The organism is Leptolyngbya sp. CCY15150, assembly GCF_016888135.1.
Lineage (GTDB): Bacteria > Cyanobacteriota > Cyanobacteriia > RECH01 > RECH01 > RECH01.
The window spans coordinates 128501-151777 of the sequence record NZ_JACSWB010000278.1; the positions used below are offsets into that span (position 1 = coordinate 128501).

Sequence of the window (23277 nt, forward strand, 5' to 3'; positions counted from 1 at the left end):
GGAGTGGATCTAAAGCAAGTTATCATTGCCCATAAAGCTGGAGACCGGAATAGCCAGCGGGTTGCTGAAGTCTGTGCGAGACAGCTCGAAGCGCGGGGATGTCGTGTTTTAATGGGCCCAAGCGGGCCAAAAGACAATCCCTACCCGGTTTTTCTAGCCTCGGTCTCCCAGCCCATTGACCTAGCTCTGGTGCTGGGGGGCGATGGGACAACCTTGGCGGCGGCGCGGCATCTATCGCCGGACGGTATCCCGATCTTGGCGGTGAATGTGGGCGGTCATTTAGGTTTTTTGACCGAACCCCTCGATATTTTTCAAGATTCAGACCAAGTGTGGGATCGCCTGCGGGACGATCGCTTTGCAGTGCAGCAGCGGATGATGCTCCAGGGCGCAACCTTTGAGGGCAACCATACTAATCTGGAGCCGGTGAGCGATCGCTTTTTTGCGCTGAATGAGATGTGCGTGAAGCCCGCCTCCGCCGATCGCATGATCACGTCGATTCTAGAGCTAGCCATCGATGGCGAAGTAGTGGATCAGTACCAAGGTGATGGGCTAATTGTGGCCACGCCCACGGGATCTACCTGCTACACCGTGGCGGCCAATGGCCCGATTCTTCATCCCGGCATGGATGCGATCGCCATCACCCCCATTTGTCCCCTAAGTCTCTCCAGCCGTCCAATCATTCTCCCCTGCGGCTCGGTGGTGAGTATTTGGCCCTTGGCTGATCGGGAACTCAACACCAAGCTGTGGATGGATGGTGTGCTGGCCACCTCAATCTGGCCAGGACAGCGGGTGGATGTGCGCATGGCCGATCGCCCCGCCCAGTTCATCATGCTGCGGGAAAACTATTCCTACTACCGCACCCTGCGCGAAAAGCTGCAGTGGGCTGGGGCCAATGTGCCCTACAGCAACAATCACCGCAATTAATTGTTCACTTGTTGAGACAGGTCGGAAGGCCACGTCTGGGATCTCAGCGATAGATTTCCGTTGGTTGCTCCGTTAAGGCGCGGGCTAAGCCATTGCAGACCTCCCCTGCGGAAGCGCTATAAATATTAAGAATCAACACTATATCCAGGGGGCTGGGTCTAGACCGCCAGCCATCCTCGGTAATATAAAAGATGGTCGTCTTAGCAAACGTTTATAGCGCATCATGGCATATCTTTGGTTTAAAGCATTTCATATCATTGGCTTTGTAGCCTGGTTCGCCGGATTATTTTATCTACCACGCCTCTTTGTTTATCACATCGAAACAGAAGAAAGACCCGAACCCATCCGCTCGGCTCTCAAGGAAGAATACAGCCGGATGGAGAAGCGTCTCTATAAGCTGATCATGATGCCTGCCATGATGTTCACCATCACCATGGCGATCGCGATCGTTGCCACAGAACCCCACGTGATGCGGGAAGCATGGCTGCACGTGAAGCTGCTCTTGGTCGCGATTCTGTTGGGATTCCACTTCTACTGTGGACGGCTGCAGCGCCAGCTTGCTGAAGATACCTGCACGATTAACAGTATGCAAATGCGGCGGATTAACGAAATCCCTACGATTTTGCTGGGCTTGATTGTGCTGCTAGCTATCTTTAAGAATAGTTTGCCCACCAGCGCCACGGCTTGGGGAACTGGAGCAGCGGTGTTGGCGATCGCGGTAATTATCCAACTCTATGCCCGCAAGCGTCGCTTGAAGAAGCAGGAAGAGTTGACGGTGTCGAGTCAGTCTTAGCCATCGCTCTGTAGCATTGCTATCCAGAGGTATAGGGTGGGGTGGAGTTGCGGCTTCACCCCATTCGCGTATCTGTACCCATGTCACATCCAGCTCAAGAGCCACAGTATTGGTAGCGATTTAGTCGAGAGAGCGACAAAAAAACGGGGTGTAATGGCTACACCCCGACTGTTATCTGTGCAAGTTGGCTTTGGTACAGCGAGATTAGAGCGATCGCTGCACCGGTTGAACAGCAAGAGCAAGAGCTTTTTCTGGCGGCATAACAACCTCTCGGGCTAGACCGACCGACTTGAGTAGCCAGATCGCCCACCAGGTAACATCAACTTCCCACCAGCGCCAGCCTGCTTTGGCCACGTGGGGATAGGCGTGATGGTTATTGTGCCAGCCTTCACCGTAGGTCAAGATTGCTGCCCACCAAAGGTTTCGAGAATTATCGTTGACGTGGAAGGTGCGATAACCCCACATGTGGGTGACGGAGTTGATAAACCAGGTGCTATGCCAGAGCAAGACGGCGCGCAAGACCAGACCGTAGATGATGAACGACCAGCCGCCGATGGCATAGAGCAGCAACCCTAGGGGGATTTGCAACAGCAGAAAGTTGCTGTTGAGCCAGCGGTAAAAGCCTTGGCGGGCTAGGTCGGGGGCAAATTTTTGGTAGCGATCGTAGGTGAAGAAATCTGGGTGGGGATAGATCATCCACAGCATATGGCTCCACCAAAAGCCGCGCTTGGCAGAATAGGGATCTTGCTCTAGGTCTTCGGTGTGGGCGTGGTGCAGACGGTGGCCCGCCACCCAGAAAATGGGGCCGCCTTGCAGGGCCAGTGCGCCAATAATGGCGATCGCATATTCCAGCCAGCGAGGAACTTGAAAGCTGCGATGACTGAGGAGGCGATGGTAGCCAAGGCAAATGCCAATGCTGCCAAAGAGCCAGTGGAGGGCCAGCATCACGCCTAGGGCTGACCATGAGAAAAACCATGGGGCCAGCAGGGCTAGGGCATGGACGGCGGTGAATAATGTAACGGCAACCCAGTTGAGAGGATAGCGGCTGGGATGGGGTGGTAGAGAACTAACGGACATGAATAACCTCACACAACACAATGAGCTAGGGGTTTAGAGTTTCCTGGAGGCTCGGTGGCCCAGGATGTCCAGCTTGGGTGTTGCTGACGAGCACAAGGCATGAGAATCCTGATTAAGGTTGTGCTAACACGTGCAGACCCCTATTGATTTGGATGATCAGCACTTTGGGTGATCAGCAACGCCCCAAGTTGGCAAGATTGAGATGGGATATGCGCGACCCATCTATAGGTGTCGTTCCTTAAATTGCCTTCGAAAAGGTATTGCCTGTGCGAGCGCCTAGGTAAGTATCAAACACAGCGGCGATGTTGCGAATCAGCAAGCGACCGCTAGGGGTGACTTCAATGCCATCTCCCCAGCGCTTGAGCAGTCCATCGGCTTCTAGGGCATCCAGTTGGGGGAGCACCGGCGCAAAATAGTCGTTAAACTCTAGGTCAAACCCTAGGTGATACTTAGCCTCTAGGTCTTGTACCGATAACTGGAACTGACACATCAGTTCCATAATCACGGTGCGCCGAATCAGATCATCCTGGGTGAGGCGCACGCCTTTATCGATGGGCAACTGGTCGGCATCTAGGGCACGGTAGAAATCACCGATGCGCTTATGGTTTTGTACATAGACATCCTGCAACATGCTGATGGAGGTCATGCCAAAGCCTAGTAGGTCAGATTCGGGCTGGGTGGTGTAGCCTTGGAAGTTGCGGTGCAGTTCGCCGGCCTGCTGAGCGATCGCTAATTCATCATTGGGTTTGGCAAAGTGATCCATGCCGATAAACACATAGCCAGCTTGGGTTAGCTGAGCGATGGTTTGCTGTAGGATTTTCAGCTTTTCGGCACTGCTGGGCATCTCCGACTCGGGCATCCGCTTTTGAATCGGCTTCAGCCAGGGAATATAGGCAAAGTTGAAGACGGCGATGCGATCGGGATTGAGTTCTAGGGTCTTTTCGACGGTTTCTCGGAATGTATCGAGGGTTTGGTAGGGTAGACCGTAGATCAGATCGACGTTGACACTCTCAAAGTTGGCTTCCCGAATCCAGTCCATGACGTCAAACAACATGGATTCAGGCTGTACCCGATTGATAGCGGCTTGCACCGTGGGGTTAAAGTCTTGAATGCCAAAGCTAATGCGGTTGAAGCCAAGCTGCCGCAGGGTATGCAAATAGTGGCGATCGCCATCCCGTGGATTGATCTCGATGGAAATTTCGGCAGCGTCGTCAAAGGTAAAATTCTTAGTTATCTGTTCCCACAGCGTTTCAACCTGAGTCAGGCTGAGATAATTGGGCGTACCGCCGCCCCAATGGAGCTGATGCACGCGGCGATCGCGGCTGACGAGGGGCGCAATTTGCTGAATATGGCGAGAGAGATAGTCTACGTAGGGGCTAGCAATGCCTTTGCGTGGGGTGACAATGGTGTTGCAGCCACAGAAATAACAGGCGGTTTCACAAAAGGGAATGTGGCAATAGAGCGATAGGGGTGTTTTCTTATAGTTGCCGAGGGCGATCGCGGTTCGAAAATCGGTGAGATTAAAATCGGAGGATAGTTCAGTGGCGGGAGGATAGCTGGTGTAGCGCGGTAAGGGTTGATTATATTTATTGAGCAGATCGGCGTCAAACTGAACGGTTTGAGATAAGGATTTCATGATGGACAGGCATTAAGGTGTGGTGAAAACGAGAGGGGTGGCCAAGACACCGACATGGCTCTGGGGTCGTGCCAGCTCTTCGACAGTGTTGCCGTGTCAAAGAGCTGGATGATGTAAGAGCGATCCCTTGGGATCCCCCCTCGTTTTCGAGACCAGGGGAGATCGAGGATCCCTTAACCTACAGCTAGCTCGCGATCGCTGCTGTGGTGAGGACAGCGGGCGGTGCTGCCGGGGCGGTCTTGGCGAGTCAGCAGGTCAAAGGTGTGGTCACCAATGGCGGCTTTCACCTCGTCTTCTAGCTCATGCATCACGTCGCGGTTGAGGGTAAAGGCATCATTGGCTTCAGCGACGATGCGTTCAATGGTCTCGTCGTCTAAGGGGAGGGAATCCAGGGCTTGGCGATATTGTTCCTTAATGTTTCGCTTTGCTGCTGGTGTGGCTAGGGCAGGAAACTCGTACATATCCGTACCTATGCCGCTGGGAAGATCGAGCGCCGAGCGAATAATATTTTTCAGACTTTGTCCGCCCGATAGATCGCCCATGTAGCGGGTATAGGAATGGGCAATGAGCAGCACTGGATCGGTTTCAGCGATAGTTTTGATGCGATCGCAATAGATCACACCCGCTGGCGTTGCCGTAATTTGATCGCGCCAGGTGTCACCGTAGTAATAGGCGAGATCCTTGGCCAGCTGATCGGCGCGGTTCAGGTCGGGAAAATACATGGCCCCGACGATGGGATGGTCGATGTAATGCTGAAAGGCGGTTTCTAGGGTGCTATAGACGAAATAAAGATCGGCAAATAGCTTGCGCAAGGGTTCCCGTTCGACAATGCCTTTCAAAAAGCATTTCATAAAAGCCGTATTTTCAGCAGCGGTATGAGACTGCTGAGTGCCTTCCCGGAGGCGAGCAGATAACTGAGTCATGATGTACTCCAACTACTTTTGAATATTAATGAACCGTTGCTCTCGATGGTTCTGTGTTGATCGATGGCAGCAGGTAAAGAAAGATCATGTGCCAAAGAATGACGCTGATCCAGGGCAGTTTTTGGGCGAATTTGAGGATGCCAGGACGCTTAGCGCTGGCAATCTCTGCAAGGTGTTGATTGGCGATCGCGCAGGCCTGCAGTCGGGGAAAAAACTGGGGATGATCGGTGTCTAGAATGCTAGGAAAAGCGCGCCGAGCGGTTTCATTGGTGTTGCGAATCACGTCTTTGTTGTATTGATCAGCATCGAGACCAATGGATTCGTAGAACGATGCGCGTTCTAGTACCGTGAGGGTATGGGTGACAAAGACGGTGAGCAGGAAGAAGCGGGCCCAGAGACGGCCTGTCCAGGTCTTCCAGAGCTTAGGCTGCGATCGCAGCAAAACTTTGAAGAAGTCACCGTGACGATTTTCATCCTGACACCAGCTTTCAAAATATTTGAATAGAGGATAGATACGATGCTCAGGATGTTGTTCAAGATGGCGGAACACCAGAATATAGCGCCAGTAGCCAATTTTTTCAGACAGGTAAACGGTGTAGATGACCCATTCTGGTGGGAAGAATGTATAGGTACGGTTTTTGGTGAGATAGCCGAGGTCGAGCGATAGCCCGAAGTCGGCCATGGCCTTATTCAAAAAGCCAGCGTGGCGCGCTTCATCCCTCGCTAGAAGCTCAAAGGCTTCCGATAAGACTGGGCTGCGTCCCTTGAGCTTGCGAGAGAGTTCTTTGAACAGCAAGAAACCCGAAAACTCTGAGGTGCAAGAGCGTTCGAGAAAATCGATAAAGGCCCGACGAGTTTCGCCATCAATGCTATCCCAGCATTGGTTGAATTCCTCGTTGCGCACAAAGTGATAGCGGTTGTAGTCGGCCCGCAGCTCCGCCAAAACCGACTCCATCTCATCTTCATGCCCAGACAAGTCCATCTGAGCAACGGCGTCAAAATTGGTGGTATAAAATCGCGGTGTTAGGAGAGTTTCTTGAACTGGGGCTTTGATGCCTGGACGGGCGATCGCTGCTTCAGGGGAGGGAGTAGAACTGACCATAACTTGCTTGAACCGTGTTTGTTCTTATCGGTGTTGAGCAACATCTTTCCCTGAAGTGGCGATCGCTCACAAGGCAGTTACCGCAGCTACCTCTTAGTAACCGCGAGTAAAGCATTGGTGTCCTGTCTGCGTCTGAGGTCTGTTTTAAGAAATATATAGTTTTGTATGAGTTGTTAAAAAAGCCTGGGCAAAGCTTCTAGAATTCCAGAATTGGGTCAATCAGCTTGCTGTGCCCCTGGTCTATGGCTGAATCGGTTGGGTGGTATTTGGTTGGGTGGTAATTCAGTTGGATGGTATGGCGAACGATAACCCTTGCATTGATGCCCAGTGTCCCATCCAGTTTGTAGTGGATTTGCTGGGCAACAAGTGGTCAATTCTGGTGCTGCGAGAGTTGTTTGGGGGCGATCGCCGTACCCATGAGCTTCTAGCCGCCTTGCCCGGTGTCAGCACGAAGACGTTGACCCAGCGTCTGCGGGAGTTGGAGGCCCATGGGCTGGTGGAGCGACGCATCTATGCTGAGGTGCCGCCTCGGGTGGAATATTCCCTGACGTCGAAGGGGCAACAACTGCAGCCGGTGATGGCGGCGCTGCATCAGGTGGGAGCACAATGGCTGGCCCAGGATCCCTGTCTATGTGTGCTGAATACACCGCCGTGGCTCTAGGGCTATGATGGGGAACGATGCGATGGTTCCTGACGAGGACAGGGGATCGACTCGGGGGTGCTGCAACACCTCGATGATGCCCTCCATGTCCTCCCTCGGGAGAACGTGAAAAACGTGGAACTCGCTATCCAGTTTGCTCTTGCATGACCCTTGAGGAAAGGTAGCCCATGGATACATTAACTGCACTGCGATCGGGTCAACTAGCTGGGGCAACGCGGATTAATATATCTGCTGGTCTGACGGAATTTCCCCTAGAGCTATTGCAACTGAAAGATTCCCTAGAGGTTCTTGACCTGTCGAATAATCAACTGCGATCGCTCCCCGATGAGCTCAGTCAGTTTACCCGTCTCAAGGCATTATTTTGCTTTAAGAACAACTTTGAGACGGTGCCGGAAGTCGTCGCCCGCTGTCCGTCTCTAATGATCTTGGGCTTCAAGTCCAACCAAATTCATACCCTACCAGCGGCGGTGCTATCTCCCCGGCTGCGCTGGTTGATTCTCACCGACAATCACATCACCCAGGTGCCTGCAGAGATCGGTCAATGTCAGCACCTGCAGAAACTGATGCTGGCGGGCAACCAACTGCGATCGCTCCCTCCAGAACTGGCCCATTGTCACAACCTAGAGCTGATCCGCTTGGCGGCCAATCAACTCGATGCCCTGCCCGACTGGCTGCTGCATTTGCCGAAACTGTCCTGGCTAGCCTATGCAGGCAATCCCTTCTGTGCGTCTGGGGCAAGGGAAGAGCGATCGCTGCCCGCCATTGACTGGGCTGATCTCACTGTCGGCGAGGTGCTGGGGCAGGGGGCCTCGGGCGTCATCTCCCAAGCAACCTGGCATTGCGATCCACCCCAGAGGGTGGCGGTGAAAGTCTTTAAGGGCGAGATCACCAGCGATGGCTTTCCGGCGGATGAAATGCAGGCCTGCATCGCAGCAGGCAATCATCCCCATTTGGTGAAGCTGCTGGGGCGGTTGGTGAACCATCCCGAGCAGAAAAATGGACTGGTCTTTGACCTGATTCCCCCTGGCTATGGCGTGCTGGCGGGGCCGCCCAATCTGGATACCTGCACCCGCGATACCTATCCTGCGGAGCAAACATTTTCCCTACCAGCGATTCTGGCGACGGTGCAGGGAGTTGCTTCGGCGGCGGCGCGGCTCCATGCTAGGGGCATTCTCCATGGCGATCTCTATCCCCACAACACCTTAGTGAATGAGCAGGGAGAGAGTTTGCTGAGCGATTTTGGCGCGGCCTCCTTTTATGATCCGACAGATGCAGTTTTTGGCGATGCTCTAGAACATCTGGAGGTGCGAGCCTTTGGCTGTTTGTTGGAGGATTTGTTAACCCGATGCACCCTTGATGCTTTATCTTCCTACGAAGATTGCATTGACGATCTGCATCACCTACAGCAGGCTTGCGTTAATCCCAAGCCCGCCTACCGTCCATCTTTTGAGGATATTGAACAAACCCTCGCTCATCTGGCCGCGTCTCAAGAGCTAAATCGAATCTTGAGATAATCATCTTCCATCTTAGCTCCGGAGGGCTTCAGGGCAGCTAGGGCTTGAGGTAGTACCAGATTACGGCGATGGTTGCCGATGCGAATATTCAGCTCGTCGCCGGTTTTGCTCAGGTCTACCTTATCTTTGGGAATGCCGGGCAAATACACTTCAAGGCTGTATTGATTCTCCTCTTGCACCACCCGAAGCGTAGTTTCTTTGTAATAGACCTGGGTGGGATCTTCGGAGCCGTAGATCGTTTCTTTGAGGCGATCGAGGGCTTCTAGACCACACATTTCTTCGGAATAGAGCGGTACTTCCTTGACTGGCAGGGGATGGAAGTTGTCGTGAATCTCGCGGCGATACTGCTCTTGATTCTCTTTCCACCGTTTGAAAAAGGGATCGGTGACTTCATCGGGAATGATCCGATTGGCCACCACCATATCGGTGGCCACGTTATAGAGACTTAGGTAAGCATGGGCGCGCAGAGATTCCTTGATCACCATTTTTTCGGGATTGGTCACCAAGCGTACCGAGGTTTTGGTATTGTCGGTCAGCACCTTTTCCAGCGCTTCAATCTGTTCATAAAATTCGTAGGGTGCGTCCATCACCTCTTGGTTGGGTAGGGAGAAGCCAGCGATGGGGCGAAAGAACGGCTCCACCAAGGGACGCAGGGCCACGGAGACGGCCTGGAGCGGTTTATAGAAGCGACGCATATACCAACCGGCGACTTCCGGTAGGCTCAGGAGCCGTAGGGCAGTGCCGGTGGGGGCTGAGTCGATAATCAACACATCAAACTCGCCTTCGTCATAGTGGCGCTTCATGCGCACTAGGCTAAAAATTTCATCCATGCCGGGTAAGATCGCCAACTCCTCGGCTTCAACCCCTTCTAGCCCTCGTGCCTGTAGGACTTGGGTAATATAGCGCTTCACAGCTCCCCAGTTGCCTTCTAGCTCCATCAACGCATCCAGTTCCGCTCCCCAAAGATTGGGACGCACCAGGGTGGGATCGTGGGATAGCTCTAGGTCAAAGCTGTCGGCTAGGGAATGGGCGGGATCGGTGCTCAAGACTAGGGTTTTGTACCCGAGTTCTGCACAGCGGAGGCCGGTGGCAGCCGCAACCGAGGTTTTGCCAACGCCGCCCTTACCGGTCATCAAAATTACGCGCATGGAGTTCCGAACCTTTCCTGAGGATGAGAAACGTTTACATTTGTTGACGTAGTTCTACTCTATCGTTTTTTCTGAGCGATCGCCCAAGGCAGGTGCTGGGCCAAGACATCCAGCCGCGAGCAGTGCCAGTAGTCGATGTGGGCAGAAATCTTGCCGTCGGCATTGAGATGGAGTTCGCTCCAACCGTTGATGTGAATGCGGGGTTGCCAGGGTAGCGGGGTTGTCCAGCTCAGCGTCCAGTCGGTACGAATGCGATCGCCCTCTTGATTGATCTGATGCAGATCGAGCTGGGGCTCCCGAAACCAGGTTTGGATGAAGCCAATCATCTGCCGATAGCGATCGCACCCGCGAAATTCGTTCATCGGGTCTTTGAACCGCACATCGTCGGCGTAGATCGAGTAGGTTTGGTCGTGGGGAAAGCGACGGTAGTCGTCCCGCAACAGGTCTAAGATATCGGTGGATGGCGGTGAGGTCATGATCCCAATGGAGGAGATGGAGCGTAGCCCATAGCATCGCGCACGCGGTTGAGGGTGATATGGGCGATGGCGCTGGCCTGGTCTCGCCCTTGGGCTAAAACGGAGTCGAGGTAGCTGGGGTCGTCCATGATCTCAGCATAGCGATCTTGGATGGGTTTTAGGGCAGCGATCGCTGTCTCGGTCAACAGGGGTTTGAACTGCCCCCAGCCCATGTCGCGACATTCGGCGGCCACAGCTTCCTTGGTTTGCCCGGAGAGCAGCATATAGAGCGTTAGCAGGTTGTGGCACTCGGGGCGATCGGGGTTGTCAAACTCTAGACCGCGCACCGGATCGGTTTTGCACTTTTTCACCTTTTTCTGGATCTCCTCGGGGGAGTCCAGCAGGTTAATGCGACTGAGGTCGGAAGGGTCGGACTTCGACATCTTGCGGGTGCCATCGGTGAGGCTCATCACCCTTGCGCCTTCCTTGCGGATCAGCGGCTCGGGAATTTTCAGCACCGGCGCTTCCTCGTTGCCAAATTGGTAGTTCATGCGGGCGGCGATGTCGCGGGTGAGTTCTAAATGCTGCTTTTGGTCTTCGCCCACGGGCACCTTGTCGGCATCGTAGAGCAAAATATCCGCCGCCATCAGGACGGGATACATCAGCAAACCTGCGCCCACATTCTCGCCTTGGCGAATGGCTTTTTCCTTAAACTGCACCATGTCATCCAGCCAGGTGAGGGGAGTGATGCAGCTCAGCAGCCAGGCTAGCTCACTATGGGCCGGCACGTGGGATTGGACGAAAATGCTGGAGGTTTCTAGATCAATGCCACAGGCGAGGTAGAGGGCAGCAATGGTGCGGGTGTCTTGAGCCAGGGTTTTGGGGTCGTGGGGGGCAGTAATCGCGTGTAGATCCACCACGCAGAAAAAGTTCTCGAAGCTATGCTGCTGCTCAACCCAGTTACGAATTGCGCCCAGGTAGTTCCCCAAGTGGGGATTGCCGGTGGGCTGGATGCCTGATAGTACGCGCTGTTTACCCATGGTGCCTGTGTTATCGATCGCCTGCTCAACGTCCCTGTCTTGGAACTGCCTATCCTCTAGCGCGGGGACGCGGATCGGTGAAGAAGAAGGAATCCAAGGGGCGTTGCATTTCTTAATTATTATGACGCAGACTGTTCCCCCTGCTCGTCGCAATTCAAATCTGCAGGCTGCAAATCTCCAGGCTCAGGCTGCCAGCGGTAGCGGCGGAGATTGATGATTCCCGCTTTGCTAAATTCAATGCCTTCCTGCTCCAAGAGCGATCGCTGCCGTTGGTCACTGCCTTGGCGAAAGGGCGATTCCGACACCGCGCCCTTAGCGTTGATCACTCGATGCCATGGAATATCAGAGGCGATCGCCACCCGATAGAGCGCATAGCCCACCAGCCTTGCCTGGCGGGGGTAGTTGGCGAGTTCGGCGACTTGTCCGTAGGTGGCCACCTGTCCGGGTGGAATTTGGCGAACAATGGCGTAGATGCGATCGTAGGCGTTCATGGTGGGCGGTGAAGGGCAGTCTCACTATCGTTCTCACCATCGTAACGTTTAGCTATCGTGCTGCTGGAGCAGACTAAACAGAGGAGTAGGCTGTGATTTACCCTTTAGGGTCACATCCCCTAGGGATTTGCAATGATAGCTGTCTTTAAGGGCATGGTAGATGTGCCGCCCGATGAGGATTTGACCAGATTGGGCCTGGCTGGTGAGCCGAGAAGCCGTGTTGACTGCATCGCCGAGGATGTTAAATTCTCGACGGCCCCGAGGTTCGCCAATTTCAGCGGCAAAGACGGGGCCGTGGGCGATACCAATGTGCAGATCAAGATCAACGGGCTGTCCCTGCACCATGGGTCTAGTGAGGCTGGGAATAATCTGGTCGCGAATGGTTAGGGCCGTGTCGGCGGCGTGAACCATGTCCTGGGTGCGGGAATTGAGCACCCCAAAGTAGATGAGGATATCAGACCCCACAAGGTGATAGGTGACTTTCTGAAGAATGCCCCCCCGCGATCGCACCGCTGCATCAATCATGGAAAACACGGTAGAAAAGGTCGTGCTGATGGCGGCCACCTCCTCTGGAGAGGCGGCATCCACAGCTTCCGGCAAGCCGCCTAGGTTGACGAACATCACCACAGCGTCGGCAAATCTGGGCGCAATTCGGCGCTGAGCGGCGCTTTCTACCAGCAGATGTAGGATAGGCGTGGGGATATAGCTAGAAAGACGATCGACCCGATCCAGAATGTCTCGAATTTCCGCGAGGATGCCTTCAGGGCTGCGATCGAACAAGATCGAACTCGATAATCGTCGCCGATTGAGGGAGATTTCATAGTCGCCTAGCTCGGTTTGGCTGAGGTCGTCGCGCACGAGGCTATAGCCATGGTGATGGGGAGGATCGATGTGAAACGCATCTTCTAGGCGGGCGATCGCTTCCTTGGTCAAACATACACGCCCCACCTGACCAGCACTCTCGGCCTGCTTAGCCTGCTGCACCGTGTTGCCCAGCAGCACATGGGCGACCCGCATCGGCGTGCCAATATCAGCGGTAAGGAATTGACCGGTGTGGATGCCCACCCGCATTCCCAAGGAAAAACATCCTTGGTCGGTTTGAATATGCTTAAAGTGATCCATCGCCCGCTGCATGCGCAGACCCGCCCGCACCGCCTGCTGCGTGTCTACTTGGTGGCGATCGCTTAAAAACTGCACCAGCATGGCATCGCCGGTAAATTCTAAGACCTCCCCCCCGGACTTGCTGACCAGTTCCAGCATTTCAGAAAAATATTGATTGAGTACCTGCAGGAGGGTCACGGCACCCTGCCGCCCCTGGGCTACATTGGCTTCCATGAGGGTGGTGAAGCCTGCCAAGTCGGTAAACAAGAGGGTTCCCTGGTGCCAGCTATGGCGGATGATACCCGGCTGGGGCAGCAGTTCAGATACTTGGCGGGGGGTGTAGTCATGCAAAATATGCTGCAGGGTACGCAGATGCTCAAACACCCGCATGAGGTTGCTGGGGGATGGATCAATCCACACCGAGGCATATAGATCTGCAGGCAAGAGCGCCCGCAAGCGAAATTCGATCTGGGTCAGTGAGAGCGCTGAGTCTGAGATCATCGAGCGTTAAATCCAAGAAGTCGAGCAGAATGCCTAGATGGTAGTGAAGATGCCCCAAAGTCTCCCTAGATCCTAATTTCTGGGTCAGCCATGAAGGTTCAGGATCATTTTTGCTGACCACTGACGGGGTAGCTATGTTATTATGTTGACCGCTAGTCAATTCTAACTGGTTGAGAGTAGGCTAGAAACATAGGCGGATGTGGTGGAATTGGTAGACACGCACGCTTGAGGGGCGTGTGGCGAATGCCTTGCGAGTTCGATTCTCGCCATCCGCATTAATTGAAGCAAGAGTCGTAACCCTGGTGGATAGTCATGGCCTTTGGGGTGATGGTCTGTCACGTCTAAACTTAAGCTTCCCTAAACTAGTGTTCCCTGAGCGAAGCCGTTGGCGTAGCCGCCCCAAAGGGGCTAGGGAGCGGTGGAGGTTTGGCTTCCCTCAGCCAGCGTAGGTCTTGAAGGGAACATGGGATGGGTTTTGGCTTTCTCCCTTCGATAGACGTTTCACGTTGGCGTAGCCTGTCCTCAGGACAAACGGCTTCGCTCGGCCAGCGTAGGTCTTGAAATCGTAGAGGTCTTGAAGGGAACTGTAGCTAGATTCTGGCGAGCGTTTTGCCTGAGAATCATGGCGTGCTATCACTTCAAGCCTCGCATACACTAGGGATGACACAGGCTGGGACGGCGTTTCCCACCTGAGGGTGTCCACCCCTGCATAGGAAGCATGTCTAGAAATGTGCCGCGCTAGGCTAAGCTTTTTAAGCGAGTAGCGCTCATCTGCTTCTAAGCATCACAGGTGTTTCACTACGGATGCAAGAATAGGCACAAGGGTTTTAGAGAGGTTACTGCTGCGATCGCGGCCGTCTCCTGTCAGACTATGGAGGGTTTTCACCCAAACCTGAATTCAGGGCTCATCTCCCCATTGAATGTAGGGCGAACGATGGTAGATCCAATAGACAACATCGCCTACCAAGCTCGACAGGGCAGCGTAGCCGCGATTATCCAAATTTTGAATGAAAAATTGGCGGACTCTGGCGTCAGAGTTCGAGCTGTGTTTGAAGATAATAAGCTACAGCTCTTGTGTGAAGCCGCCACGATCGATCAGCTTGACCAGACGGTGCTGGTTGAACGGGTGAAGAGCATGTTGGAGGCGATGTCTCCTCGCAGTATTCGCCGGGTGAGTATGCACAGCCGCTTGGTGCAAGAGCAGCAGTTGCTGTGGCTCGATGAAATTCGCCGGGAGCCGGATAACCTGCTGTGGTCTCAGGAAATTCGGCTGCGATCGCCTAATCCTATTCAGCGATGGCTGCAAGACATGAAGCACGATCGCTCCTCAACGCGGTCAACCTTGCCTAAGGCAGCCAAGAAATCCGATCAAGGATTTTGGCGGGGCATTGTTGGCGGCATTAGCCTCAGCTTGCTGCTGCTGGTTGTGGGTTGGGCGGTGTCGAAATGGTTAGGGCTAGGCTGGGCCGATCAGGTGCAGACGGTGTTGACGGGAGAGCCGGAGGAGGTTGAGCCGGAGGTTGAGCCGGTTGAAACAGGAGCGAGTGAGCCTGAACCAACCATGCCCCCTGAGCCTCCAGCCTTCGATCCCTTTGCCCAAGCGGTTGACCTAGCTCAGCAAGCGGCCGAGGCTGGCGGTGAAGCTCAGTCTGCGGCAGAATGGCTAGAGCTAGCGGCCCGCTGGCAGCGGGCTGCTGACTTGATGAACCAAGTGGATGTGGACGATCCACGCTATGAAACGGCCCAAAGTCGGGTGCGGCTCTATCAAGAGAATAGTCAAACGGCGTTGGCTGAGGCTGGCAATCGTTAGGCGATCGCTCCCTGGTATCTACACCGGCTGGGATGATGAGTTCCTGTAGGGATAACTCGGTGAAGCCTGCTAGAGTGAGGGATAAATCCCATGCTCTAGGTTTTACGATGAATACGTTAAAAAATGCCTTAAATATTGCTCTCAGTGTAGTTTTGCTGTCCTTTATTGCCCTCAGTCTCTTTCGCATGGTGGCATTTTTGCTGCAAAACCAACAACTGGTCTAGAGTTGAGAGGGTTGATAGAAAACCCTCGAAGACCCTCACCCCAAACCCCTCTCCCAGGACGGTAGAGGGGCTTTGAAAACACCTGAAACCTTTGTGGAAAAAGGGGCTGGGGCATGATAGGGAAAGATTGGTCAGCCAATCAGAAAGTTGAGTTCAGGACATTGGGGGGCGATCGCCCCATGGTTCATTCGGGCTAACGTCTGACGCCCGGATGAAGGTTGGATGCCTGAAGGAATCGTTAATCATGGATGATCACGGCTAAAGGAGATTAACCATCATGGCAGACTTGTTGACGACAGAGGTGAGCGATCGCATCTGTAAACACATGAACGAAGACCATAGCGAGGCGGTGAAACTCTACGCCCAGGTCTTTGGCGGCGTGGCGGATGCGACGGCAGCAGAACTCCTGCGCATTGATCCCACGGGTATGGATCTAACCGCCCAGGTGGCCGAGGATACGGTGCCGGTGCGGGTCACGTTTGACCATACGCTGCAGGATTCAGAAGATGCCCACCAAACGTTGATCGCCATGGTAAAACAGGCGCGATCGCCGCGTCAGGGCGCATAGATTATGGTGCAGCATCCCAGTCCGCCTCTAGCCGATCGCTTACCCTTTCGTACCAAGCTGGCCTACGGTGCCGGTGATTTGGGAACCGCGATCACGGCGAATGTTCTCATCTTCTTTCTGCTGTTTTTCTTTACTGAGGTGGCAGGGTTGCCGCCGGGGTTGGCGGCCTGGGTATTGACCATTGGCAAAATCTCAGATGCCATCAATGACCCGATTATCGGCGTGATGAGCGATCGCACCCAATCGCGCTTGGGGCGTCGCTATCCTTGGATGCTGGCGGGAGCGATTCCCTTTGGGGTGTTCTTTTTTCTCCTGTGGATCGTGCCCCAGTTCAGTGCCGATCCGGCCACCAATCAATGGCTGCTGTTTGCCTACTACGTGACCATCGGCATCTTGTTTCACCTGGCCTATACCACCGTCAACTTGCCCTACACGGCCCTCACGCCTGAACTCACCCAGGACTATAACGAACGGACGAATCTCAATAGCTTTCGCTTTGCCTTTTCCATTGGCGGTAGCATTCTGTCTGTGCTGCTGGTGATTGCCATTAGTGCGGTCACGCCCGATGACCTGCAATATCGCTATCTAATTATCGGCGGTGTCTGTGCGGTGATTGCGGTGCTGCCCATTTTCTGGTGCTTTTTTGGCACCAAGGAGCGGGGGTTGCGATCGCTCAACAATGCCACCACCGCGATGCCCACCACGCCATTTTTTGATCAGGTCAAAATTGCCTTCAGCAATCGACCTTTTCTGTTTGTCATTGGTATCTACCTCTGTTCTTGGCTAGCGGTGCAGGTGACGGCATCCATCCTCAAGTTTTTTGTGGTGAGCTGCCTATTCATGTCGGATCAGGTATCCAATGTGGTGATCCTGGCGGTGCAGGGGACGGCGCTGATTATGCTCTTTGTCTGGAGTGCCGTCAGCGAACGGATTGGCAAACAGGCGGTCTATTTCATCGGCATGAGTCTTTGGTTGATCGCGCAAGTCGGCCTCTTTTTTCTACAGCCGGGGCAGATGGGCTTGATGTATGGACTGGCGATTATGGCAGGCTTTGGGGTGTCAACCGCCTACCTGATTCCCTGGTCGTTGCTGCCGGATGTGATTGAACTGGATGAGCTGAATACCGGCCAGCGGCGGGAGGGCATTTTCTATGCCTTTATGGTGCTGCTGCAAAAGATTGGTCTGGCGGCAGGGCTCTGGGTGGTGGGGCAGGCGCTGGAGTGGTCGGGCTATATCGGCGGTGCGCCAGAACAATCGGAGACGGCCCAGTGGGCCATCCGCATGGCGATCGCTCCTCTGCCTGCTCTATGCCTGCTAGGTGGGATTGTCCTGACCTATTTCTATCCCATTACCCGCGAGGTACATGCCGCCCTGCTGCTGCAGCTCGCAGAACGCCGCAAAACCAGAGAGGAGTAGCGGGTGTGATCGCAGGAGTCGCTTCCCGGATTCTTCTGGGGGGCGATCGCTGTATCCCAGTTCTGTCAGGCTGGGTGCTGCCCGCCCTACTGGAGCCATAACACCAGGGAACGGGTCAGGGACACTCGTGGGAGGCGATCGCTGTATCCCAGTCCCATGCTATATTAGGCGTAGTCGTTACGAGTTCACCTAGATATGGCAAACCCAGCAGTTGAAAACTTAGTGATTATCGGTTCTGGGCCAGCGGGCTATACCGCCGCAATTTATGCGGCAAGGGCCAATCTCAAACCGTTGATGTTTGAGGGATATCAGGTGGGCGGGGTGCCGGGCGGACAGTTGATGACCACCACTGAAGTGGAAAACTTTCCTGGCTTTCCCGACGGCATCACAGGGCCGCACCTGATGGAGAACATGAAAGCTCAGGCGGTGCGCTGGGGAACAGAGCTGGTCACAGAAGATGTCACCGCCGTAGACTTCAGCCAGCGTCCCTTTGTGATTCGTTCTGACGAGCGAGAGGTCTTAGCCCACAGCGTGGTGATCGCGACGGGAGCCACGGCTAAGCGGTTGGGGCTGCCCAGTGAGCATGACTTTTGGAGTCGCGGTATTTCGGCCTGTGCCATTTGCGATGGAGCCACACCCATTTTTAAAGGGGTAGACCTAGCGGTCATTGGTGGGGGCGACTCGGCGGCAGAGGAAGCGGTCTATCTCACCAAGTATGGCTCCCATGTCCATTTACTCGTGCGGCGCGATCACATGCGGGCCAGCAAAGCCATGCAGGATCGGGTGCTGCAAAATCCTAAAATCACCGTCCATTGGAACACTGAGGTCATCGATGTTTACGGGGAAGCTGGGGGAATGCAGGGAGTGCGCCTACGCGATCGCCTCTCGGGAGAGGAGCGCAACCTAGAGGTACGCGGGCTCTTTTATGCCATTGGCCACACCCCCAACACCCAGCTTTTTCAGGGACAGTTGCAGCTCGATGAGGTGGGCTATATCGTCACACAGCCTGGCTCGGTGGAAACGAGCGTTGAAGGCGTCTATGCTGCTGGCGACGTGCAAGATCACGAGTATCGCCAGGCCATCACCGCTGCTGGCACGGGCTGTATGGCGGCGATGCTGGCTGAACGCTGGTTGTCTAGCCAGGGGCTGGTCACCGAGTTTCACCAGGCTGCCGAACCGGCCCAGACCTCGTCTGATGCACCCTCAGATGCCGCCGCGCCAGAGGCCTCGGAGACCACGTCAGAGCCAGTCGAAGCGGAGTTTGATCTCGCCTCGGTGTATCACCAGGGAGGCTATGCCCTCCGTAAGCTCTACCACGAGAGCGATCGCTTAATTGTGGTCAAATACGCCTCACCCACCTGCGGCCCTTGTCATACCCTCAAGCCCATTCTCGGCAAGGTGATTGATGAATTTGGCGATCGCGTCCACTATGTGGAAATTGACATCACCGAAGACCCGGACATTGCTGAGTCTGCCGGCGTCATGGGCACCCCCACCGTGCAGTTCTTTAAAGATAAAGCCATGGTTGGGCAGTTGAAGGGCATGAAGCAGAAGAGTCAGTACCGAGAAGAAATTCAGAAGGCTCTACCGGTTGTCTCCATCTAGAGCAGTACGGCGTTAGATGAACTGATGATGAATGCAGGGATGGGCGATCGCTCATCCCTGTTTGCGGTTTTACGGCCTGTGGATTCCTGGCGGAGGGTGATTGAGATCCCCGGGGGAGGGTGATCGCCCATCTCTCTGCTTTTCAGAGCATCGCCTACACTAGTAGCGAACATCTCACACACAGCATAATTAGCCATGACGTTTCCTCTGACACTCTATGATTTAGCCCTGAACCATGAAGTGTTAGATAGTCTGAACAAGACTTTGCTGCGCCCCCATGTCTCTGAACGCCCTCTTGTCCTCTATAGGACTTTTTGTAGGACGGCTGTCCGAGTAGATCTCTCCTGCGCTTCAGATAGAGGCCTAATGAACCACAGCCATGGGCACTGAACCCCCTGCTATCCGTGACTGGATAGCTGAGGGGGGAAATGCGGTGGTTCGTTAGGCTGCAAGGACGATATCCGTGCAGCCAACTTAATAATGAGGGTTTTGAGATGTCTGGTCGGCGCTTAGCACTGTTAGTTGGGGTGAGTGATTATGGAGCGGGATACGAGCCGCTGCCAGGCACTTTAGCAGATCTGGCGCAGATGCAAGCTGTATTACAGGATCCCCATCGCGGCAGTTTTGAGGTAGAGGTTCTACAAAACCCCAATCCGCAACAGCTACGGGAAGCCATTGAACATTTTTTTGGCGGTCGTCGTCGGGATGATGTCTTACTATTTTACTTTTCTGGTCATGGAGCTTTAGATAATTCTACGGGTAGCCAACTTTACTTGTCTACCTGCCAAACACGTAAGGATGGGCAGCGGCTGGTAGAATCTAGTGCCGTTGAGGCAGCTTGGCTACATCGTCATTTGATGAGCAGTCGCTCGGATCAAAAAGTTGTGATTCTAGACTGTTGCTTTAGCGGTGCAGTGGCGAATTTGCTGCAAAAGGGAGATGACTCAATTAACCTCCAGCAGCTTAAAAGTAAAGGAACGGTGTTGTTAGCTTCGTGTAATGCCTATGAGGTATCGTACCAAGCTAAGGAAAAATCCAGTACCAAGCAGGCGCAATCGCTCTACACCAGATACTTAATTGAAGGTATCCAAACAGGAGCAGCCCGATTGGGTAAAACAGAATGGATTTATGCCCAAGATCTTCATGACTATGCCAGACAACGCTTTCAAACCGAACTAGCATCGGCACCCGAGCCCCAAATTATTGTGGTAGAAAAAGAGGGCTATCGGATCCCCATTGCTCGGGCAAGGCTGAAGGATGTAGCTGGAGACTACCGCCAACTGGTGGCCCAGGTTCTCAAAGAAAATGACGGCGAAATTGATGATCTCGATCGCCACTATCTAGAAGTAGAACGTGCTAACTTAAATGTCCCTAGCGAGCTAGCGGCGCGCATTCTCAAAGAGCAGCAAGAACCCTATCGCCTGCGCAAGCGGGAACGGGCTCGCTATTATGCAACCGCCTTGAAAATTGCCCTCAAGCAAGGCTATTTGCTCACCGATCGCGCCCGGACGAAACTCAAGCGGATTCAGGCGGCGCTGAGTTTACGGGATGACGAGGTGACGATTATTGAGCAGCAGGTGATGACGGAGCTGTCTATGCAAGTGCTAAAACCTGCGCGCAAAGCGGTGGCCCACGCCAGTTCTGCCGAGCGGCCCAGTGGCCCTGTGGGGGCTCCTACGGACTTGATGGATCTCAAGGATCTCCATCCGGGAGATTATGTAGTTCACCAAGGCCATGGCATTGGCCGTTTTTTGCGATCGGAATATTTGACAGAGCAAGGGCGACGCCAGGAATGTGCGGTCTTGGAATTTGCAGATGGGCTACTGCGGGTGACCGTCGCTGATCTGAATGCCCTGCAGCGCTTGACCTTAGATGGACAGCAAAACCTACCCCTCAGCCAAATCCAAGTCCTTGCGCCGCCAAGCGGCCTCACCCTGGATCCCCTCCAGTCTAAGAAAGGGGTAGACTATCGCCCCCTGCGCGATCTGCTCCAGGCGGGCAACTGGCAGGCGGCGGATGATGAAACCTATCGGGTCATGCTCAAATGCGTGGGACGGAAAGAGGGAGACTGGATGCGGGTGGAACAACTGCGGGGGTTTCCCTGCACCGATCTGCGCACGATTGATCAACTGTGGACCACCTACAGCCAGGGGCATTTTGGCTTTAGCGTTCAGCAATCGCTGTACCTAGACTGCGGTGCGAAGCTGGATGGCGACTATCCCGGTGACCAAATCTGGGAGAAGTTTGGCGATCGCGTCGGCTGGCGGGTGAAAAATCGCTGGATCTATTACCAAGATGTGGTCTTTGATCTAGCGGCCGTGCGCGGACACCTGCCGGCCAAGGCCTGTGTCTTGGTCGGAGTGGTGGATTGGTGGTGCTGGGTGCTGTTTTCCCGCATGGATGCCTGCCACATCTCGGCGAACAGCTCCAAGAGCTAGGAGTTGCTCTGAGCTAGGGGGATACTCTAGGGACAGGTTCTGAACCTCCATAACCATAGTGCGACGAGCCCAACCCCTAGGCGGGATAGATGCGCAGGCGGCGGTTGGGCTCGTCGCCAAAGCTAGAGGATTTGAGATGGACTGAGGATAAATACAAGGATGGGGATTGCCTCATCTTTGCCTTCATAAGAGCTAATTTATTAAGTTGCTGAAACTCCCATCTGGCAAGGCTTTCATAAAAACTGTCTAATGCAGCTTCGTAACCCAGAACCCTTGATATACAAAGGATACAAGCAGCTTAAGATTTGCTTTGTAAATCAGCTCTAAATGCAAGGAGCAATTATTAGGTTGTCTATAAATGGTCAGCACTAAATCCTGCATCTTCATACAAATATCATGCTTCATTAACGGTTCACATACGAAGAGATATTTCTGTTATGGTACGATTTAGACTGTAATTTCAATTGGTACAACCCATTGACTAACACAACTTTGGCGACTGCCGATGATCTAGGCATCCTCTCTGGTGCACTCGAAATTTCTAGTACTTTTGAGGGTACCGATCGTCTTGACTACTACAGATTTACGCTTGCCCAAAATAGCGATTTAGCCGGATTATTTGAGGCTATCTCTCTCACTGGTCTGCGTATAATTTCCGATCGGAATGAAAACGGTATTGTTGAGAACAACGAAATTGCTGTTAGAAGCAGCGGTAGCAGCACAGGTGGCTTTACCAGTTTCTTTGCGCCTTTGCCAGCAGGAACCTACTTCCTTGAAGTATCTACACAGCGATCAGACACTTCTTACGAACTTCGGCTAGCCGAAACGCCTAAACCAAGTAATATTTCTCCCGATCCTGGCAATACCCTCTCCCAAGCATTCGATCTGGGAATGCTCCCTAGACAACGGATATTGAGAGATTATGTAGGTGACTTAGACCCAGTTGATTACTACACGTTCACCCTGACTCAGAAAAGTAATTTTGCCTTTGAAGCAAGTGGGCAGACCGCCAATACTACGGTTCTAATCGGTTCTGACCGAAATGGAAACGGCATTTATGACAACGGTGAAACAGTTGGGGGCTTCAACTTTGGTGTTGTTAATGGTACTACCTACTCTCAAGATTTGTCAGCCGGAACTTATATTCTCTTCGTGGGACGGAATGCATCAGCGGCTAATTCGACACACTATACGTTAGCACTAACTACAACTCCCGACTTCAGCGGTGATGACATTCTTCGAGGGACAGCCCGCGCCGATCGCCTCAACGGCCAAGCTGGGAATGATCGCATTTTTGGCCTCGCCGGAAACGATGTTCTGATTGGCGGCACGGGTAATGATCTATTGCTCGGTGGCCCCGGAAGCGATCGCTTAGTTGGCGCATCCGGTGATGATATCCTCCGAGGCGGAGCTGACCGTGACACTCTGCTGGGCGGCACAGGCAATGACCAGCTATTCGGTGATGCAGGCAATGACATCCTAAACGGCGACGCAGGTAACGATCGCCTCGATGGCGGTTCTGGTAACGATCTCCTTCAGGGTGGATCTGGCAACGATGTCTTAATTGGCGGTACAGGAAATGATCGCTTGGATGGAGGAATAGGAAACGACGTCATTACCACAGGGGGTGGACGCGATCGTATTGTTGTACGGCGGCAAGGACGCACCCGCGTTACTGATTTCCAGAACAACCTGGATAAGTTTGAGCTGATTGGTATCCGGTTTAATCAGCTTTCGTTTGAACAACGACAGGGCGATGTTATCGGCAAGTTGGGACGAAATACCCTACTTGTTCTTGATAACACACGACTGGCAACCATCGATCGCACAGATTTCGTGTAGCTTAGCTG

Annotated in this window: 19 protein-coding genes and 1 tRNA gene; 11 read left to right on the plus strand and 9 right to left on the minus strand. The window is 53.8% G+C overall.

Going from position 1 to position 23277, the window contains the following annotated elements; all coding sequences use genetic code 11:
• The first annotated feature begins 3 nt into the window (after positions 1 to 3).
• Positions 4 to 924 carry an NAD(+) kinase gene (locus tag JUJ53_RS21100; protein ID WP_204153997.1) on the plus strand — a complete coding sequence of 307 codons (921 nt, stop codon included), beginning with the start codon at positions 4 to 6 and terminating at the stop codon, positions 922 to 924.
• 223 nt (positions 925 to 1147) lie between these two features.
• A complete protein-coding gene (hemJ, locus tag JUJ53_RS21105) occupies positions 1148 to 1717 on the plus strand; it encodes a protoporphyrinogen oxidase HemJ (protein ID WP_204153998.1) in 570 nt (189 codons plus the stop codon).
• Positions 1718 to 1921: 204 nt separating this feature from the next.
• On the opposite strand, the gene JUJ53_RS21110 is transcribed toward hemJ, so the two are convergent.
• The 4 genes from JUJ53_RS21110 to acsF form a co-directional block, all read right to left on the minus strand.
• Positions 1922 to 2794 carry a fatty acid desaturase gene (locus JUJ53_RS21110; protein WP_204153999.1) on the minus strand — a complete coding sequence of 291 codons (873 nt, stop codon included), beginning with the start codon at positions 2792 to 2794 and terminating at the stop codon, positions 1922 to 1924.
• 238 nt (positions 2795 to 3032) lie between these two features.
• Complete coding sequence (gene hemN / locus JUJ53_RS21115; protein ID WP_204154000.1) at positions 3033 to 4430, minus strand: oxygen-independent coproporphyrinogen III oxidase; 1398 nt, start codon at positions 4428 to 4430, stop codon at positions 3033 to 3035.
• Between the two features lie 173 nt (positions 4431 to 4603).
• Positions 4604 to 5353, minus strand: coding sequence for a heme oxygenase (biliverdin-producing) (locus tag JUJ53_RS21120; RefSeq protein ID WP_204154001.1), 750 nt, complete (start codon positions 5351 to 5353; stop codon positions 4604 to 4606).
• Between the two features lie 25 nt (positions 5354 to 5378).
• Positions 5379 to 6455: a magnesium-protoporphyrin IX monomethyl ester (oxidative) cyclase gene (gene acsF / locus JUJ53_RS21125; protein ID WP_204154002.1), complete on the minus strand. Its 1077-nt coding sequence runs from the start codon at positions 6453 to 6455 to the stop codon at positions 5379 to 5381.
• A gap of 295 nt (positions 6456 to 6750) precedes the next feature.
• Here acsF and JUJ53_RS21130 point away from each other — a divergent pair, with 295 nt between their 5' ends.
• Both JUJ53_RS21130 and JUJ53_RS21135 read left to right on the plus strand, forming a co-directional pair.
• Positions 6751 to 7116, plus strand: coding sequence for a helix-turn-helix domain-containing protein (locus JUJ53_RS21130; protein ID WP_204154003.1), 366 nt, complete (start codon positions 6751 to 6753; stop codon positions 7114 to 7116).
• Positions 7117 to 7283: 167 nt separating this feature from the next.
• Complete coding sequence (locus JUJ53_RS21135; protein ID WP_204154004.1) at positions 7284 to 8630, plus strand: leucine-rich repeat-containing protein kinase family protein; 1347 nt, start codon at positions 7284 to 7286, stop codon at positions 8628 to 8630.
• Here the strand turns inward: JUJ53_RS21135 and JUJ53_RS21140 are convergent.
• The 5 genes from JUJ53_RS21140 to JUJ53_RS21160 all read right to left on the minus strand — a co-directional run bounded on the left by JUJ53_RS21140 (position 8603) and on the right by JUJ53_RS21160 (position 13366).
• Complete coding sequence (locus JUJ53_RS21140) at positions 8603 to 9778, minus strand: TRC40/GET3/ArsA family transport-energizing ATPase (protein WP_204154005.1); 1176 nt, start codon at positions 9776 to 9778, stop codon at positions 8603 to 8605. The genes JUJ53_RS21135 and JUJ53_RS21140 overlap by 28 nt on opposite strands.
• A gap of 59 nt (positions 9779 to 9837) precedes the next feature.
• Positions 9838 to 10254: a DUF2358 domain-containing protein gene (locus JUJ53_RS21145; RefSeq protein ID WP_204154006.1), complete on the minus strand. Its 417-nt coding sequence runs from the start codon at positions 10252 to 10254 to the stop codon at positions 9838 to 9840.
• On the minus strand, positions 10251 to 11273 hold the full coding sequence (gene trpS / locus JUJ53_RS21150; RefSeq protein ID WP_204154007.1) for a tryptophan--tRNA ligase: 1023 nt from the start codon (positions 11271 to 11273) through the stop codon (positions 10251 to 10253). Before trpS ends, JUJ53_RS21145 begins: the two co-directional genes overlap by 4 nt.
• Before the next feature lie 119 nt (positions 11274 to 11392).
• Positions 11393 to 11764: a methylated-DNA--[protein]-cysteine S-methyltransferase gene (locus tag JUJ53_RS21155; protein ID WP_204154008.1), complete on the minus strand. Its 372-nt coding sequence runs from the start codon at positions 11762 to 11764 to the stop codon at positions 11393 to 11395.
• Positions 11765 to 11812: 48 nt separating this feature from the next.
• Complete coding sequence (locus JUJ53_RS21160; protein ID WP_204154009.1) at positions 11813 to 13366, minus strand: adenylate/guanylate cyclase domain-containing protein; 1554 nt, start codon at positions 13364 to 13366, stop codon at positions 11813 to 11815.
• Positions 13367 to 13559: 193 nt separating this feature from the next.
• On the opposite strand from JUJ53_RS21160, the gene JUJ53_RS21165 reads away from it, so the two are divergent.
• The 7 genes from JUJ53_RS21165 to JUJ53_RS25255 all read left to right on the plus strand — a co-directional run bounded on the left by JUJ53_RS21165 (position 13560) and on the right by JUJ53_RS25255 (position 23269).
• Positions 13560 to 13641, plus strand: a tRNA-Leu gene (locus JUJ53_RS21165).
• Positions 13642 to 14300: 659 nt separating this feature from the next.
• Positions 14301 to 15176, plus strand: a complete 876-nt coding sequence (locus JUJ53_RS21170; RefSeq protein ID WP_204154010.1) for a hypothetical protein — start codon at positions 14301 to 14303, stop codon at positions 15174 to 15176.
• 501 nt (positions 15177 to 15677) lie between these two features.
• Entirely contained in the window at positions 15678 to 15968 is a 291-nt protein-coding gene (locus tag JUJ53_RS21175; RefSeq protein WP_204154011.1) for a DUF2470 domain-containing protein, read from the plus strand.
• Between the two features lie 3 nt (positions 15969 to 15971).
• Entirely contained in the window at positions 15972 to 17384 is a 1413-nt protein-coding gene (locus tag JUJ53_RS21180) for an MFS transporter (protein WP_204154012.1), read from the plus strand.
• A 195-nt stretch (positions 17385 to 17579) separates the two neighbouring features.
• Positions 17580 to 18989, plus strand: coding sequence for a thioredoxin-disulfide reductase (gene trxB / locus JUJ53_RS21185; RefSeq protein ID WP_204154013.1), 1410 nt, complete (start codon positions 17580 to 17582; stop codon positions 18987 to 18989).
• A gap of 494 nt (positions 18990 to 19483) precedes the next feature.
• The gene (locus JUJ53_RS21190; protein WP_204154014.1) at positions 19484 to 21427 is read left to right on the plus strand and encodes a GUN4 domain-containing protein; all 1944 of its coding nucleotides are present in this window, start codon (positions 19484 to 19486) and stop codon (positions 21425 to 21427) included.
• Between the two features lie 477 nt (positions 21428 to 21904).
• Positions 21905 to 23269 (plus strand): calcium-binding protein, encoded by a 1365-nt coding sequence (locus JUJ53_RS25255; RefSeq protein ID WP_275415822.1) that lies wholly within the window; start codon positions 21905 to 21907, stop codon positions 23267 to 23269.
• The last annotated feature ends 8 nt before the right edge of the window (positions 23270 to 23277 follow it).

What these genes read in the sequence shown, in the direction of transcription:
- JUJ53_RS21110 (WP_204153999.1), bottom strand. Translation starts at nt 2,794, where the DNA reads ATGTCCGTTAGTTCTCTACCACCCCATCCCAGCCGCTATCCTCTCAAC.
- JUJ53_RS21135 (WP_204154004.1), top strand. Translation starts at nt 7,284, where the DNA reads ATGGATACATTAACTGCACTGCGATCGGGTCAACTAGCTGGGGCAACG.
- JUJ53_RS21140 (WP_204154005.1), bottom strand. Translation starts at nt 9,778, where the DNA reads ATGCGCGTAATTTTGATGACCGGTAAGGGCGGCGTTGGCAAAACCTCG.
- JUJ53_RS21175 (WP_204154011.1), top strand. Translation starts at nt 15,678, where the DNA reads ATGGCAGACTTGTTGACGACAGAGGTGAGCGATCGCATCTGTAAACAC.
- JUJ53_RS21120 (WP_204154001.1), bottom strand. Translation starts at nt 5,353, where the DNA reads ATGACTCAGTTATCTGCTCGCCTCCGGGAAGGCACTCAGCAGTCTCAT.
- trpS (WP_204154007.1), bottom strand. Translation starts at nt 11,273, where the DNA reads ATGGGTAAACAGCGCGTACTATCAGGCATCCAGCCCACCGGCAATCCC.
- JUJ53_RS21155 (WP_204154008.1), bottom strand. Translation starts at nt 11,764, where the DNA reads ATGAACGCCTACGATCGCATCTACGCCATTGTTCGCCAAATTCCACCC.
- JUJ53_RS21170 (WP_204154010.1), top strand. Translation starts at nt 14,301, where the DNA reads ATGGTAGATCCAATAGACAACATCGCCTACCAAGCTCGACAGGGCAGC.
- JUJ53_RS21130 (WP_204154003.1), top strand. Translation starts at nt 6,751, where the DNA reads ATGGCGAACGATAACCCTTGCATTGATGCCCAGTGTCCCATCCAGTTT.
- trxB (WP_204154013.1), top strand. Translation starts at nt 17,580, where the DNA reads ATGGCAAACCCAGCAGTTGAAAACTTAGTGATTATCGGTTCTGGGCCA.
- JUJ53_RS21190 (WP_204154014.1), top strand. Translation starts at nt 19,484, where the DNA reads ATGTCTGGTCGGCGCTTAGCACTGTTAGTTGGGGTGAGTGATTATGGA.
- JUJ53_RS21160 (WP_204154009.1), bottom strand. Translation starts at nt 13,366, where the DNA reads ATGATCTCAGACTCAGCGCTCTCACTGACCCAGATCGAATTTCGCTTG.
- acsF (WP_204154002.1), bottom strand. Translation starts at nt 6,455, where the DNA reads ATGGTCAGTTCTACTCCCTCCCCTGAAGCAGCGATCGCCCGTCCAGGC.
- hemN (WP_204154000.1), bottom strand. Translation starts at nt 4,430, where the DNA reads ATGAAATCCTTATCTCAAACCGTTCAGTTTGACGCCGATCTGCTCAAT.
- hemJ (WP_204153998.1), top strand. Translation starts at nt 1,148, where the DNA reads ATGGCATATCTTTGGTTTAAAGCATTTCATATCATTGGCTTTGTAGCC.
- JUJ53_RS21180 (WP_204154012.1), top strand. Translation starts at nt 15,972, where the DNA reads ATGGTGCAGCATCCCAGTCCGCCTCTAGCCGATCGCTTACCCTTTCGT.
- JUJ53_RS21145 (WP_204154006.1), bottom strand. Translation starts at nt 10,254, where the DNA reads ATGACCTCACCGCCATCCACCGATATCTTAGACCTGTTGCGGGACGAC.